The organism is Arthrobacter sp. PsM3 (assembly GCF_030433895.1).
GTDB lineage: Bacteria > Actinomycetota > Actinomycetes > Actinomycetales > Micrococcaceae > Arthrobacter.
This window is the reverse complement of sequence record NZ_JARUXE010000061.1, coordinates 1-15,341: the sequence shown is the minus strand read 5'-3', so window position 1 is coordinate 15,341 and position 15,341 is coordinate 1. Positions and strand designations below refer to the sequence as shown.

Annotated in this window: 12 protein-coding genes; 7 read left to right on the top strand and 5 right to left on the bottom strand. The window is 61.6% G+C overall.

Going from position 1 to position 15,341, the window contains the following annotated elements:
- Positions 1 to 506 (top strand): penicillin-binding transpeptidase domain-containing protein (locus tag QCD75_RS20360; protein WP_301231292.1); only part of this gene is annotated, 506 nt, incomplete at its 5' end.
- A 161-nt stretch (positions 507 to 667) separates the two neighbouring features.
- On the opposite strand, the gene QCD75_RS20355 is transcribed toward QCD75_RS20360, so the two are convergent.
- Positions 668 to 1,282 (bottom strand): recombinase family protein, encoded by a 615-nt coding sequence (locus tag QCD75_RS20355; protein ID WP_301231291.1) that lies wholly within the window; start codon positions 1,280 to 1,282, stop codon positions 668 to 670.
- A 1,026-nt stretch (positions 1,283 to 2,308) separates the two neighbouring features.
- On the opposite strand from QCD75_RS20355, the gene QCD75_RS20350 reads away from it, so the two are divergent.
- The 5 genes from QCD75_RS20350 (at position 2,309) to QCD75_RS20330 (ending at position 10,469) form a co-directional block, all read left to right on the top strand.
- Positions 2,309 to 2,635, top strand: coding sequence for a trypco2 family protein (locus tag QCD75_RS20350; protein ID WP_301231290.1), 327 nt, complete (start codon positions 2,309 to 2,311; stop codon positions 2,633 to 2,635).
- 82 nt (positions 2,636 to 2,717) lie between these two features.
- On the top strand, positions 2,718 to 5,795 hold the full coding sequence (locus QCD75_RS20345; protein WP_301231289.1) for a bifunctional trypsin-like peptidase domain-containing/SEL1-like repeat protein: 3,078 nt from the start codon (positions 2,718 to 2,720) through the stop codon (positions 5,793 to 5,795).
- 1,803 nt (positions 5,796 to 7,598) lie between these two features.
- Positions 7,599 to 8,183 (top strand): ABC-three component system protein, encoded by a 585-nt coding sequence (locus QCD75_RS20340; protein ID WP_301231287.1) that lies wholly within the window; start codon positions 7,599 to 7,601, stop codon positions 8,181 to 8,183.
- A 1-nt stretch (position 8,184) separates the two neighbouring features.
- Positions 8,185 to 8,655 (top strand): ABC-three component system middle component 2, encoded by a 471-nt coding sequence (locus QCD75_RS20335; protein WP_301231285.1) that lies wholly within the window; start codon positions 8,185 to 8,187, stop codon positions 8,653 to 8,655.
- Positions 8,652 to 10,469 (top strand): AAA family ATPase, encoded by a 1,818-nt coding sequence (locus QCD75_RS20330; protein ID WP_301231284.1) that lies wholly within the window; start codon positions 8,652 to 8,654, stop codon positions 10,467 to 10,469. The genes QCD75_RS20335 and QCD75_RS20330 overlap by 4 nt, the downstream gene beginning before the upstream one ends.
- Before the next feature lie 323 nt (positions 10,470 to 10,792).
- Here the strand turns inward: QCD75_RS20330 and QCD75_RS20325 are convergent, their stop codons facing one another.
- The gene (locus tag QCD75_RS20325) at positions 10,793 to 12,136 is read right to left on the bottom strand and encodes a ParB/RepB/Spo0J family partition protein (protein ID WP_301231283.1); all 1,344 of its coding nucleotides are present in this window, start codon (positions 12,134 to 12,136) and stop codon (positions 10,793 to 10,795) included.
- Between the two features lie 628 nt (positions 12,137 to 12,764).
- The gene (locus tag QCD75_RS20320; RefSeq protein WP_301231282.1) at positions 12,765 to 13,193 is read right to left on the bottom strand and encodes a hypothetical protein; all 429 of its coding nucleotides are present in this window, start codon (positions 13,191 to 13,193) and stop codon (positions 12,765 to 12,767) included.
- 415 nt (positions 13,194 to 13,608) lie between these two features.
- Here QCD75_RS20320 and QCD75_RS20315 point away from each other — a divergent pair, with 415 nt between their 5' ends.
- Positions 13,609 to 13,854 (top strand): hypothetical protein, encoded by a 246-nt coding sequence (locus QCD75_RS20315; RefSeq protein ID WP_301231280.1) that lies wholly within the window; start codon positions 13,609 to 13,611, stop codon positions 13,852 to 13,854.
- An 86-nt stretch (positions 13,855 to 13,940) separates the two neighbouring features.
- On the opposite strand, the gene QCD75_RS20310 is transcribed toward QCD75_RS20315, so the two are convergent.
- Positions 13,941 to 14,096 (bottom strand): hypothetical protein, encoded by a 156-nt coding sequence (locus QCD75_RS20310; protein ID WP_301231293.1) that lies wholly within the window; start codon positions 14,094 to 14,096, stop codon positions 13,941 to 13,943.
- A 186-nt stretch (positions 14,097 to 14,282) separates the two neighbouring features.
- The gene (locus tag QCD75_RS20305; protein ID WP_301231279.1) at positions 14,283 to 15,260 is read right to left on the bottom strand and encodes a DUF4192 family protein; all 978 of its coding nucleotides are present in this window, start codon (positions 15,258 to 15,260) and stop codon (positions 14,283 to 14,285) included.
- Positions 15,261 to 15,341: the final 81 nt, after the last annotated feature.

Sequence of the window (15,341 nt, the reverse complement as noted above, 5' to 3'; positions counted from 1 at the left end):
TCGCACCGCTGTCCATGGCCAACGCCTACGCCACCTTCGCGGCAAACGGAGTGCATTGCGACCCGGTCGCCCTGGACTCGGTCACCGGCCCGCACGGCCGGAACTACCCAGTGCCCGGGGCGGACTGCCGGCAGGCCATCGACCCGGATGTCGCCGCCGGAGTCACCTACGCCCTGAAAAACGTGCTGACCAAAGGCTCCGGCTACAACATTCCGGTCAACAAGAGCTATGACATCTTCGCCAAAACCGGCACCACCGACGGAAACACCATGACCTGGACCGTCGGTGCCACCTCGGGGATATCCACGGCCTCATGGTTCGGCAGCTACCAGGGCATCGGGCCCCGCTGGGTCAACCAGAACATCACCATCAACGGAAAGTACTATGCCGCCGTCGACGGCGCCGACATTGCCGGCGGCCAATGGGGACGCCTGATGAACGCCGCGGCACCGCAGTTCTCCACCGCACCCTTTGCCCTGCCGCCAGCCTCCATGCTGGGACGATGAGGCCGGTCGGCACAGCCACCACCCGATAATCAAGGCGTCGCAGCTGCTGACGCGCCCACGGCGTAAGAATCAGGCCAGTTGAAGTGCTCTGAGAGTCTGTCAGGACTTAGTTGCCCCCGCGTGCGAGACCAGTCCGCGCGCTCAGGAGAGTTCCCTGAGCCTCAATTGCCAACAAGCAGCTTTGAACCGTCGGGGCGCAGTTCCCCGGTCGGCGAAACATGTCGGTAGAGGGTCTGTCGGCTGACCCCGAGTTCGGTGCAGAGATCACTGACCTTCGTGCCGGGCTTTCCCATCGAGGCCATGGCAAGACGGAGCTTCGCGGGCGTCATCTTGTACGGCCGCCCGCCGTTCCGTCCGCGGGCACGGGCGGAAGCCAGGCCGGCAATGGTGCGCTCGGAGATGAGCTCGCGTTCAAACTCTGCCAGGGCGGCGAAGATCCCGAACACGAGCTTGCCCGAGGCCGTGGTGGTGTCGATGGCAGCGCCCTCGCCGGTGAGGACCTTTAGCCCGATGCCGCGTTCGGTCAGGTTGTGGACGGTGTTCACCAGGTGGCGCAGGTCCCGGCCCAACCGGTCCAGCTTCCACACCAAAAGGGTGTCACCGGCATTCAAGCCCTTCAGGCAGGCCGCCAGTTGGGGGCGGTCGTCCTTCTTCCCCGAGGCATGGTCCTCGTAGAGCTTCAACGGGTCGACGCCCGCGGCCAGCAGTGCGTCGCGCTGCAGGTCCGTGGTCTGAGACCCGTCCGCCTTGGAGACGCGCATGTATCCGACGAGCACCGCAGTTCCCCTCTGTCATTTATACGTTCGTTTAAGTGACAGCGTGATTCCGAACCGGGCTGAAATCAAAATATGTCACTTAACTAGTCATTTATTCTAAGTCATGCAAAGGGTCACTGTTTCTAAGTATGTGACAGAATGCGCGTGAAGTGCGCACGCGGCTTCTGAAAGTCACACGGGGCGCTGACATGGCGCTACTGACACAACCGCTGTCGATATGGCAGGATCGAATCACTGTTAGGGCATACCGACCTAGGGCCCGTAGCAGATTACTTATTGGTGGCCTTCCTAGGGGGCTGAGCATCGTGGCAGGTCCGCGACCTGAACGCTCAAGGTAACTACTGAAGGGGCCCTTCCGAAGCAAGATCGGAGCCCGAGGCCACCTTCAGCGAACTTCTTGCTTCACGGCGGCACTAGGCAACCACCTATTCAAAGCTGAAAGCAGGAGCTCCCATGACCCACGAAATACTGTCCCTATCCCTCGGCCTAGCCGTCGTCGAGTGCGCAAAACGATTGATGCCGTTTATTCTTTGCCTGGCCGTGCTTGCCAAGACGGGAAAGACGAAGGACTTTCAGGACATAGCCGCCGTCTTTAGCTCCTCCCGGCGGCGACCGTAGTACGAGCGGATCATCCCCACGTGCTCGCATAGGGTGGTCAAAAACGCCCAGTCCAGCGTTCTGACCAAGATTGATTACGGAGCCGAGTTTTGAGCTGCCGGGCGCTGGCACTTGCCCCTGACATAGCCCGCTACTCATACGCACCGCATTCACCACTGCAAATACGGTCGTTATTGAGGTAGTGGGCCGGTTCTCCCCCAGCAAGTCCTTGCAGGCGTGCCCTATCCGATGAGCATCTTATGACGGTACCGTCAGCCCACGAAGCTGGCGCTGGGCTGGCGCCCAGCGTGCCCTATCCAGAAATATCACGGTACGACAAGATGATGGGACGGTGCCCAGGTTGGTTCGCGTCGTGGGCCTGCCTACCGGTTGGGCCATCGGATAGATCAATCAGGTGGGAGGCGTTTTATGCCGAATGTTGTGGTAGGTCTCGCGGAGGCGATCGAGGCCCTGCGGTCGCAGTTGATGCAGGCGGCCGCCGCCGGCGACGGCCAGGTTATGCGGTTTTCTATCGAGCCGGTCGAACTGACGGTACAGCTGGCCGTTACCAAGGACGCGGACGGCAAGATTGGGTGGGAGATTTTCGGGGTCGGTGGTGGGTATGAAAGGGTCGCCACCCAGACGCTGACCCTGAAACTGGCGCCGCTGTGGGAACGGGAGGATGGGACTCTGACCCCCGACTTCGCCATCGCCTCACCGGCTTTCCCAGAAGATACCGTAGGTCCCCATGAATGACCCTCCTTATGCTTGAGCTACCGGAAACCTAATGACGCCGACCATCACGGACTGGAAGGGCGTCCCAAAGGACCGCGTGGTCATGGTCATAGCTACGTTCACCGATGGCCGCCAGCAGTCGGGCTCTGGCTTCCTAGTCGGGGGCCGGCTTGTCCTGACGGCCGAGCACTGCACCCGCGACATACTCAAGATGAAGCAGCTATCGTCGTTGCGCGTCATCCGATCCAGTGACGGTGCACCCGCACCCGTCATTGGGGTGGTAGCATCTCAAGGCTTGGACGTAGCTGTCCTGCGGCTTGGAGATGATGCCCCTTGGGACGCACTGCTGCCCGCGGTGGCGTTCGCCCGTGTGGAACGCCACTACTCGGGGATGCTGCAAAACTGTGAGGCGATCGGATACCCCCTATTCCAGCGTGACGCTGAAAAAGGCACCAGGGATACCGGTGAGGTTCACGGGACGATCTACCAGACCGATGAGGCAGAGTCTGGCCGGCTTTTGATACGCGAGACCCGGGTCCACCCCGAACCTATTGCCGACTGGAGAACGCCGAAGGAAACAGAGCGTAAAGCTGCGCGGCCGTCACCTTGGGGCGGTTTCTCGGGGGCTCTACTCTTCCACGCCGGTCTCGCAATCGGGGTGGTGGTCGAACACCACCACCGGCAGGGTGATTCTGCTCTAAAGGCCATGACATTCGACAGGATAGCCCGGGATGCGTTCACCGACCCCGCTGTTCGCGGGGTTGCGGACGCACTCGGGCTGCCCGGCCCGGAGCACCTGATGTGGGCGGCCGCAGAACCGGTGGAACCCTTGGCCGGGCTGGTGGAGCTGCTCGACGGCGATGACCTGCCCCAGGTCAGGGATCTTAACCCCTACCGCATGGGCGCCACCCCAACCTGGTACGGCAACCGGGACAGCTCCGGAGTGCAGGATCCCTACGTGCCTCGCACGCACGGTGACCTGGACGTCCGACTGCGGGAGAAACTTGTTTCTGGACGGATGGTAGTGCTCGTAGGCCCGTCCAAGGCCGGCAAGACCCGCACCGCCTTCGAAGCCATCCGTTCACAGTGGCCCGAGGGCCGCCTGCTCGCCCCGGCTCCACCGGCTCTGCACGCCTTGGCAAAACATCCCCGCTTGCAGACTGGCACCGACGAAATCATAGTGTGGCTTGATGACCTGCAGGAATATCTGATTAGCCAGGCCCCCCTTACTCCGGCCCTGCTGACATCTCTGCTGAAACGGCCCGGACCAACCATGGTGCTCGCCACGCTACGTAGTGAGGAACGGGCGCGTCTGGCCCTTGACGACGGGGAATTTACACGTGATGTACGCCGACTGTTGGAAGACGCCACGCAGCTGGATTTGAGACCGACCAGCGAGGACCCGATAGAGCAAAAGGCGGCCCGAGATGCTTACCCGGGGGAGGATCTTTCCGAGTTCGGGCTAGCTGAGCAGCTGGCCGGCGCTCCAGCCCTGCTGCGACAATACCGCGACGCCCGGGATAGCAAACCTGTTTTTCACAAGGTCATTCAGGTGGCCATCGACTGGACCCGGGTCGGCATGCCCGGACCGGTCCCAGTGAAGGACTTGGCCGCCTTGGCCTTGAATGAATTGCGCGCGGAACGTCCGGAGATCCGGCCCACAGCAAAGTCAGTCCTCAAGCAAATTGCCGCGGCAGCCACTCCGCCCAAAGGTGCGGGCCGGGTAGCTACTCTCCGGCCAGATCTGCTGCCGGACGGGACACTAGGCTACAGCCCGTTCTCCTACCTGCTCGCTGCAGATGACGGGCAGATAGGTGCATCCCGTCCGATTCCAGCGGGCTTCTGGGACGAAGCCCTGAAGATTGCAGATCCTGACGCCGCATATGCCGTAAGCCAGGCAGCGCGCCGGCGTCAGAACAGCGGCGCCGCCATCCGCGCTTTGAAGCTGGCCGCCGACGCCGGCCACGTCGAAGCGATGTACCTGCTCGGAACCTTGCTTCAGACAGATCTGGATCCGCCAGATCTTGAAGGCGCCCGGTACTGGTACGAAAAAGCAGCCAACGCCGGTCACACCAGCGCGATGCTGAACCTAGGGGTCCAGCTGGCGCACTACCTAGACCCGCCAGATTTTGAAGGCTTCCGGTACTGGTCGGGGAAGGCAGCCGATGCCGGGGAATCATGGGCGATGATGAACTTGGGGTCCCACTGGGCCGCCCATGGTGACCACTTGGCCCATCAGACCGACGTGCCGGACTTTGAGAAGGCCCGGTACTGGTACGAAAGGGCAGCCAACGCTGGAAATACCAGCGGGATGGACAGTCTCGGGACCCTGCTCGCTGAGGAGGTCGATCCCCCAGACCTGAACGGCGCCCTGTACTGGTACGAGAAGGCTGCCGAAGCTGGCAACTCTGATGCGATGTGCAGCCTCGCTGACCTACTCGCTGATGAGGTCGACCCCCCAGACCTGAACGGCGCCCTGAACTGGTACAAAAAGGCTGCCGAAGCCGGAAACTCTGATGCGATGTTTAGCCTCGGAGCCCTAGCCTATAACTCGGATCCGCGTGACATCGACGAAGCCCGATACTGGTTAAAGAAAGCCGCCCACGCAGGAAACAGCAATGGAATGGGCGGTCTCGGTTACCTGCTCGGCTATCACCAGGACCCGCCTGACAATGCCGGATCCCGATACTGGTTGGAGAAAGCCGCGGACGCAGGAAACACCGCGGCGATGAATTTGGTTGCGACAGCGTTGGCCCGCGTTGGTGATGCGGGAGGAGCCCGAGCCCTATGGGAGAGGATCACTGCTGAAAGCGCGCTGCACACTCCGGATACCGACTTGAAACAAGCCGCGCTGTCACTGGCCGCGTTGGACGCCTTCGATGGCAACTGCGACGGCTCTATTGAGTTCCTCGATCTGGCCGGTACGCACGGCGCCCCGTCCGCGTCGACCTACGCGGCGACACTGTCCTCAGTTCAAGACATCCGAGACGCCGCTCTCCTCAGGCTGAGCGGCTTACCCGAGGATTCTGACGCACTGAATTTCCTAGGCATCGACCGGTATCTCTCTGGAGAACGGGCCCAGGCCCGGCAGTATTGGGCGCGGTCTTCCCAACTTGGTGACACCGTCGCACCCCTGCTGTTGCACCTAATCGATAACCCACCCCAGTCGACGCGATCCTGAGCAGGCATACTATGTCAACACTCTATCCACGGTCTGTCTTCGGCAAGGACCGGGGTATACCATCCCGCGAAATAGCGATGCGACAACGCCGCCATTTGACGCCGAAGTCATACATTTTTGGAGGCCGGACGCGCCGGTCAGAACGATGATTTTAGACCTTTGCATAGAGGTTTCCATCTTGAACATGCGAACCGAGGAAAGTGGCACACCTGACAAAAGATCGTCATGGTTGCGTGCACCAGTGCCATATCTTTTAGGCTCTAGGCATGAGTAGCAAGTGGAGCTGGATCTTCGGAATCCTAACGGCTTCCGCATTTTTTCTGACCCTTTTGATTTGGGCGCCCAGTCAGCAGCCCACCGGCCGCGACTTGTCAGTACTCGCGATAGGCGCGGCCCTTGGTGCCACGTCGGCTGCACTGATCGCTACGTTCATCTTTCATGCACATCCCCGAACGAAGCGGGAACCGGATGTAAGCACAACCTCCGCCTCCACGGCAAGGCCAGGCCCCGTGCGAGGGGCGACAATAGCAGTCCCAGGGCGGACAGTACACGGGAAACTCACAGCCAGCTTGAATATCGAGACCGGCTCACACCTCGTCCGGTGGAGATCCAACAATCGGGTAACTGGCCGGTTAGATCCGGCCGTAGAAGGTGATGGATGGGTGGTCCTTTATGGCAATAACCTTCAGCAGCAGCGATTCACATCGCCCGAGGGTGAACGGCTCGGCGCCGCAGAATCGGTGACGCAAGGCATGGAGATGATAGAAGCCAGAGCGAGCAGAATTAGCTAGGCATGTTTTGCAGGCCGGAGCACAGCCAAAGACCGGCCCTCTGGGTGCACGCGGTCAAGCAGCGAGGGGCGCCCATTACCCGAAAATCAATCTAGATCACGCCCCTGGCCACTCACCTCAATTCAATCGGCTAAGGAAGGAAACCGGGTCGCTTTCCTGTCGAACCTGGCGGCATACTCGCTGTCGCAAAGCACGACGTTTTCGGAGGCCCGCCGATCGCAGCTCAGAAATGGCCGTTATTGGTGCTTCCTCCGGCGACGTCCGAGCAAAGGAAACCGGAGCCTGGACGAGCCGCTCCCCCACCGCTGGACAAGAGTGCCTTCAAAAACGGTCGTTTATGACGCAACCTCTAGGGGCCGGGGACAGCGAAGGCGACTAAGTCTTAGGAGTCCGTGACCTGTCGTCAGGAAGACACGAGGTCTGGCCCCTAGCCGTTTCCCTGAATCAGAGGCAATAGTCTGGGCAGAGATAAAGCCGAATTTATAGTTGGGGATAAAGCGCAGTGCCTTCTGAGCGTTCTGGTACCTACGACCTAGTGGATCTACCGGACCCCGGACCTGATACCTACTCGCTAGGCGTTTCGGGTCCTACACTGCTCCCTCGCCAGTACATTGCATTCTTCTCGCCATCAGACTGGGAGGAGTTCGTCTACGAGTGGGCTCGCGCCCTCGAAGGTTACCTTCACGTCCAAATCCCAGGAGGAAGCGGCGACCGCGGCCTGGATGTCGTTGGACTACTGACGGATGCCGGTACTGACGGGCAATGGGATTGCTTTCAGTGCAAGCACTATAACCGAGCGTTGAGGCCCGGCGACGCCTATCCGGAAATGTACAAAGTGATTGCTGGCGTCACGGACGGGGTTTATACCCTTCCGCGACGATACCGATTTCTAGCCCCCCATGGCTGCGGTCCAACACTCACGAGGCTGCTCAGTTCACCGTCCAAACTCAAAGAGGGCTTCCTTAGTTGGCTGGAGGGAAGTTCTAGTCCTCTTCATGATGCCGAATCCCACATGCAGGCGCGCATTCGTGCCACTGCTCAGGGAACCGATTACAGCCTCTTCAAGGCTGAGGACCTGGAGGACGTTTTAGTTGTGCACCGGCGTTCACCCAACCACGTACTTCGATTCGGGACCCGACCCATCACCCGAGCACGGGAGTTGGCGCAAACCCCCTCAGAGGTGGATCTGAGCCGTGAGGCTGTGTATGTCAAGAAGTTGGTAGAGGTCTATAACGAGCGACATGGAACAGCCTGGAAAACTGAAGCGGAGATCTCGGATGCTTCGTCTCGCGAACACTTCAAACGTGCACGCGAAGCCTTTTTCAGCGCCGAAGACCTGCGAGGGAGTGCAAGAGATCAAGTGCCGGCGGCTGTGTTCAGCGACCTACAACAAGACATGTATGACGGCGTTGTGGACATCGAGCAGATGGATCATCCCAACGGAATGAGCCGACTCTCCAAAGTCACCGAGAAAGCATCAACGGTCCCGTTGGATTCGAGCCCACTAATCAGGATCATCCGTCCGCGTGACCGCACGGGACTTTGCCACCAGTTAGCCAACGATGACCGACTCAACTGGATAGGGCAGGACTCTTAGCATGCTCCTCTTCAACGGGCCTGTAGAGGTCGGGATCCGAACGGTGATACTCCTTAACGCCGTGTTTCCTCAATCACTCGATCTGAATCGGATCACCATCTTGGACCACTGGACACTACACAGTGGCATGTTCAGTGATCTCCCCAGCGTCCATCCAGATCGAACCAACTCACTCGGCGAACTCGGGTTGAAGAGGGGGACTATCGAGCAGGGTCTTCAACTAATGCGTAGCGCTGGCATGGTCTCCTTCATTGCGTCCGCAGAGGGAATTTCCTATCGCGCAACGGAAGAAGCTGCGGGCTTTCTTGGCCTCATGGAGGCCCCTCTGGTCGCTGCGCTAGGGACACGCGCCGAATGGGCAGCAAATCACTTCGCCGAACTCACTGACACGCAGGCCCACCAGTGGATGCTCGCACCACTGCACAATGCCGAAGACCCAGGAAATGGAAACGTATGGCCCCCCCACGCATGAAGCTCCGGCACCTCACCTTCCTTGGGCGAGGTGTGGATCCGGCAAGTATCGACTTCAATGATCGCCTTACCGCGATAGTAGGGCCTTCTGACACCGGCAAGTCATTCATTCTCGACAGCATCAACTATGCGCTGGGTGGCAAGGAACTCCGCAGCATCCCCGAAGTCGAGGGCTACACCCATCTGCTGCTGGGTTTTCGTGTCGACGGAACAACAGCCACGTTGCTTCGCCCGCTCAACGGCGGAAAATTCGAACTTTATAACAGTGACCTGCGGGACTTTCCCACATCACCTGCGGACCGAGTGCTCAAACCAGTACACAACGCCGACAAGGAGGACAACCTCTCTAATTATCTGCTCACGGAACTAGGCTTCGCTGGCCGCAGAGTCCGAACGAATGCCAAAAATACAACCCGCGGTTTGAGCTTCCGGGACCTTGTTCAGCTATGTGTGATCTCCGAGGGAAGCATTCAGGCACAGGCGGCGCCGGCCCTCACTGGGCAGCGTATAAGTGCGACTGTCGAAAAATCAGTGCTAAAGCTACTGCTAGAGGACGAGGACGACTCTGACCTGGTTGAGGCTCCATCCCAGGCCGAAGAAACGCTGAGCCGCAGCAAATCTGCACTTCTTGATCAGATTGTGGCGAAGCTTTCCAGAGAGATCCCTGATCTGCCCAGCGATGCCACCCAACAGCTCCTACGTCTGAATGCCTCAATTACCGAGCACTACGATTCCATCGAAGGGACGGTCGCGGAACGCGATGCGGTTCTCAATGACCGCGAAACCATCAGGGCTGAACTGTCACGACATGAGGATAGGTTCACAGAACTTGAGGAGCTCTCGGCCCGATTTGGCCTGTTGAGTAGCCAATACCACTCTGACATTCAGCGTCTCGAGATGGTTGCAGAGGGTGGCACCCTTCTAGGCCTGTTCGAGCCCGAGATTTGCATGTTGTGCGGGGCGCAGAAAGAACACCAGCAGCACGGCCCAGGTGACGTTTCCGGAGCAGAAATGCTTAGGGAGGCAGCAGTCGCAGAGATGGCAAAAACCGCGGGACTGTTGCTCGATCTTGAAGCAACAATCGAGTCAATGGCTTCCGAGAAGCGGGACATTCAGCAAACGATCTACGCCGCCAGGCAAGCCGTTGGAGAACTGGGGGTCAGGGTTTCCGAGCTTGATAGAACTTTGTCGCCAAAAAAGAAAGACCTTCACGAGCTCAATGCCGCCAAGAGCAAAATCGAGCGCGCGCTTTCGGCGCAGGAGCAAATACGAAGCGTTGAGAGCCTGCGTAGCACGATCGAACTCGATGCGATGAAGCCAGCTAGTAGTGGAGGGTCAGTTAACGATGAAGAGAAGCGTGAACTTGCAGCCTTGATCGCTGAGATCCTGAACAGCTGGGGTATGGCAGGAACCAATACAGCACGCTTGGATGAGAAAGCTGAGTTGATCGTAGATGGTCGCCCCCGGAGCTCAAGGGGAAAAGGCACCAGGGCGCTACTTCACTCCGCGTTCTCACTCGCACTGGCTACCTACTGTATGCGCAGAGAACAGCCACATCCCGGCTTCGTTGTCCTCGATTCTCCCCTGGTCACCTACCGACAGCCGGATCCCGGTGAAGACGAAGCCATCCCCGCTTCCGTCTCCGATTCCTTCTACCGCTATCTGGCAACGGAGTTCGAAGGCCAAGCAATCGTCCTAGAAAACCAGGATCCCCCCGCGGACGTATCTGGAGACACAACCATCATCACGTTCACAAAGAGGGAGGGCGGCCAGGGAAGATACGGAATGTTCCCAATCGCTCCGGGACGGCCGTAAACCTGCAACTAAACGACGACAGGGCCGGCACTGTGTGTGCCGGCCCTGTCTGGGTTTCCCTCTGCAAAGGAAATCTGTGGTTCAGCTTAGCTGAATGGTTTGTGGTGCTGCCGCGGGCCGGGTACCTCGTTGTTCCTGGTCCCGCGGGTGGTGGTGCTGCCGGTCGCGTGGTCGCGGTGAATGGCGGTCCGTCGCTGGTGAGTGGCTGCTGTGGTTCGCCCTGGGCGGCGGACCGCCCCACATCCGGGAGGTTCCCGGCCCTTCACGGGGTGAGTGACCGGACGGCTGTATTGGGGGATCCAGCCGCCCGGCACACTTTCAGGCTACTCCGCTTCGGCGGTGTGGTTATCGATGATGATCTGCTCCACGGCGCTGGCCGTGTAACCCCAGATGGTGAGCTGGTTCAGGTAGTGGAAATGCCGCTTCTCGGCGCTCCGCCATGAGTCCTTCTGGATGGTCTTTTCATACCCTGCGCAGATCAGGGCGATGAGGGAGAACTCGGGCCGTGCGGTGGTTTTGGCGGTGTGGTCCCGCAACGGGTTCCATCCCCACCGGTCGGTGTCCTCCCCGGTCTTGGTGCTGATCATTTCGGTGGCGACCTTGCCGTCGTAGCCGCTGGCGGTTTCGGGGTCGTGGGTGATGGCGTGGACGGTGAAGTACTGCCAGCCCTTCGGCGCGGTCTTCCGGGACAGCAGGGTCTTCACGAACTCCCGCCTGACCTTGGTGGCGCTTTCCATCTCGCGGTTATTGGCTATCAGGGTCTTCCGCTCGGCTTTCTGTTCCTCGGTCATCGGGCCTTTCTGGGCCTGCGTGTCGCCGTCGTAGCGTTCGTACTTCGGGGTGAAGCCCAGGTCCTTCCAGCCGGTGATGACGGGCTGGGCGTTGTGCTGGCCCCGGTAGTCGGTGCTGATCAGGTAGGCGTTGGCGTCCTCGTCGGTGGCCGGTTCCCCGTCGGCCCGTTTCGCGGCCGAGACGTACAGGTTCTCTTCGTTGGCGTAGTGCCCGGCGTCCTCGACGATGGTCTTGCCCTCCGCCTCGAGCTCGGCGATGAGTGCGGCGAGGGCGGCGGCGCGGTCGCGGCGGTCCCGGAGCATCTGCGCGACGTGCAGGAGCTGATCGGGTTCGTCCGCGATCACGGACTCCAATTCCTCCGTGGCGTCCTGGTTCCCTTCAAATTCGGCCATGATGAGTGCTTCGTCGATGCTGTATCCCTTGCCCAGGGCGGCGGATCCGGCGTTCGAGGATTTGGCTTTCAGCGCCCCTTCCACGGTGGTCTTGGTCCGTCCGGTTTTCTTGGCGATCGCGGCGGCTGAGACGCCGATCAGGGACAGCTGGTGGTAGGCGTCGGCCTCGTCCGCTTCGGTCAGTTCGGCGCGCTGGATGTTCTCCACGACCTGGGTCACGATCCGTTCGGCTTCCTCGGGGGACTCGATGATCATCACCGGGATGCTGGCGCGTCCGGCTTCAACGGCGGCGCGGGTGCGGCGCTGTCCCATCAGGACGTGCACCACGCCGTCGTCCTTGCGGTGGGCGATCACCGGTTCCATCACGCCGTGCTCTGTGATGCTGGCAATGAAATCGGCGGTCAAGGCGGCGTCTTTGCGGACGTTGATGTCCACGGTCAGGGTGGCCGGGTCGAGCATTTCGAGGGTGGGTGTGGTGTTCATGGTGTTGCTCCTTTTGCAGAGGATTTCGGTGGGTGGGGCGGCTCAGGTGACCGGCCAGCTTCCCCTCTCCCCCGTTGTTTTTTGGTTGCTGGCAAGCTCGCTTGCTCGGCGGCCGACGGAGCCCTGTCTACCCGCAGGGCAAGGTGAAGGAAATTCCCTCAAGGAAATCAGCGACGCAGGAGCGCCGGAGGGACATTTCCTGCACCGCAGGCCCCGACGAAGGAGGGGCTAGACGGGGTGGAGCGGACGCCTAGAATCCGAAGGACAGCAACCAAAAGACGTCGTAGACAAGACAGGGCCAGGGCGGGCAGGAGCCCTGCGACGGCACACCCTGGACCCAACAGCCGGCCGCGCCAGCGGACGCCCCAAAGGGGTGCGAGCCCTGCGAACATGCCCCTGGCTTCGTCTCCCCTGGATCCGCCCATGCCGGCCCCGCCCTGTGTCTGGCCGGCCCGCTGGCTGTTCCACCGGCGGCCTTCCCGGAAATGGCGGTCCGCCGCCGGTGACCAGCGACGGCAGCCAACCACCGGCGGCGGACCGCCCGAACCTTTCGGCAGGTCCTGGTGCTTTGGTGAGGAGGGAGGTACCTTGCCGGGCGGTGGTTCCGCCCGGCAAGGTTTCAGCAGGTTTAGGCGACGTTGGCCATGTACGGCATCCGGTAGCGGGACGGGAGTTCCGCGGCGGCTTCGGGCAGGTCGTCCGGGCCGTGGGCCTGTCCATTCTTCCAGTGGAAGAACGCCTGCTCGGTGATCGCGTCCCATTGGCGGGCCTTGGTCCGGTAGAACGTGCAGCTCACGTCACCCTCGCAGTAGGTGGCGACGCCGAACAGGTTCCCGATGCCGTCGGCGGTCCGGGTCGCGGCGACCATGACGTAGGGCCAGTTACCAAGGTCCCAGCCGTCGCTGCCCCAGCTGGGGATGACGGCCCAACCGTGTTCGCCGATGAGTTCCATCCAGTCGTAGCCGCCGTTCTCGTGGTAGTCGCCCAGCGCGGTTACGCCGTCGATGGTTTCCCCGGTGTCCTGGGTGGTCACCGTCTTGGTGGTTATTGCGTTCATGGTGTTGCTCCTTTTGCAGAGGATTCCGGTGGGTGGGGCGGCTCAGGTGACCGGCCAGCTTCCCCTCTCCCCCGTTGTTTTTTGGTTGCTGGCAAGCTCGCTTGCTCGGCGGCCGACGGAGCCCTGTCTACCCGCAGGGCAAGGTGAAGGAAATTCCCTCAAGGAAATCAGCGACGCAGGAGCGCCGGAGGGACATTTCCTGCACCGCAGGCCCCGACGAAGGAGGGGCTAGACGGGGTGGAGCGGACGCCTAGAATCCGGAGGACAGCAACCAAAAGACGTCGTAGACAAGACAGGGCCAGGGCGGGCCGGAGCCCTGCGACGGGCAGCACTGGACCCCACAGCCGGCCGCGCCAGCGGACGCCCGAATGGGTGCGAGCCCTGCGAGCATGCCCTTCCTGAGTAGGGTGAGGGCATGACTGAGCCGGCTCCGCGTACTAACCACCCGGTCCGTGCGGGGCGCGGTGCTGGGCTGGATTCTCCGCGGGTCCTGCGGGTCCTGGCTGTGGTGTTCACAGTTGCCGCAGCGGGGGCGCTGGCGCTGGTCGTCGTCGATCTTGTGATTGCCCGGCCGGCAGCGGGCGACGCCTTCATCACCGTCCTAAATGCCCTGGCGGCGTTCCTGTTGTGGCGGCGGTCTTTGGAAAAAGCGCGGACATGAGGAAAGGCCGGCACTCAGGTGCCGGCCTTTCCGGGTTTTCCCTCTGCAGAGGAAATTTGGGTGGGCAGCGTCTCGCTGCCTGGTGGTCAGAGGTTGTGGTGTTCCTGGGCCCAGCCGATATTCGCGGGCCCGGTTGGTTCCCCGGCGGTGAGCAGACGAATTTCGATGACGTCTTCAGCCAGGCTGGGCTCGGCAGCCGGCTTGTCGTCGTCGGTCAGGATGTATTCGGTTCCCATGCTCACGCTTCCCTGGTCGGTGCAGTGTTCCTGGGGTTCACTGTAGCCGTGGTTTCTACACGTCAGCTGGGTTCCTGGCTGCGCCCGCGCGAGCGTCCGGCGGCCGGCGGAGCGAAGCGGGGGAGGCCGCCCCGCCACGAAGAAAAGGCCGGGCCGGGATCATTGGCTGATCCCGACCCGGCCCTTATCCACTTAGTTGTTGTGCCGCTGGTAGGAGGTTTCCGGGTCGCGGGCGACGTCTGCCACTGAGCCGCGGTTGATCAGTTCCAGCAGTAGCCCTGCCAGCCGGAACCCGGGCGCGTCCGTGTCCGCATGCTTGAGGTACCGGCCCGCCTGGGTGCCGTTGCCTTTGAGCCATTCCAGCCACCCCATCAGAGTCAGCATCGGTGCGCGCTGGCCCGCCGGGACTGCCTTCATCAGCTCGAACGCGATGGCCTGGGCCCGATCCACCCGGTACCAGTCCGGGCGTCCGGTGAAGGTCCCGAGGATCACGTCGGCGAAGTTGCCGTTCTGGGTGGTGATGGTCTCGCGGAACAGGAAGTCCCGGACCATCTTGTGCTGGAACGCTCCCGCGATGCTCCGGGCCGTCTCGCCGTCCGGGGTCCCGGTGCTGTCCAGCACGGCCGCCCACGCCGCGCATGCTTCCTCAATGTCCGCTTCGGTGCCCTCGGGTGCTTCCACCGGCATGGCCCACGTGCCCAGCAGGGCGGGGTTGTAGACGTCGATGTCCGTGGCGCTCCCGAAGAAGGTAAACGCCGCGTTGGCGTGGCTGTCGCTGATCTGCTCCAGCGGGTGCTCCCCGTCCGTGCCGAACTCCATCCAGTGAGTGGAGGTCACGAGCCAGACGTTCCGCACGGGCATCCGGGCGGCGGCCAGCGCGGACACCAACGCGGCGACGTGCGCGGCGTAGGGGTAGCTGTCCTGGTTCTCATCGGCGTAGACGACAACGTAGGACGCCGTGGCCTTGTCATCGTTGGCGGCGTGGCTGGTCAGCGTCTGCGCGTAATTGCCCGGCTCGACGTGTTCGGGCGCGTCCACCCGCAGCGTCGCGCCGAGGGCACCGGCATGGGCGGTGAGAACCACGAACGATTCCGAGGGCGTGATCCCGAGCAGGTGCGGGATGGTTGCCAGCAGGTCAGCGGGACCGGAGAGGTTGATCTTTTCAATCATGGTGTTGCTCCTTTTGCAGAGGATTCCGGTGGGTGGGGCGGCTCAGGTGACCGGCCAGCTTCCCCTCTCCCCCGTTGTTTT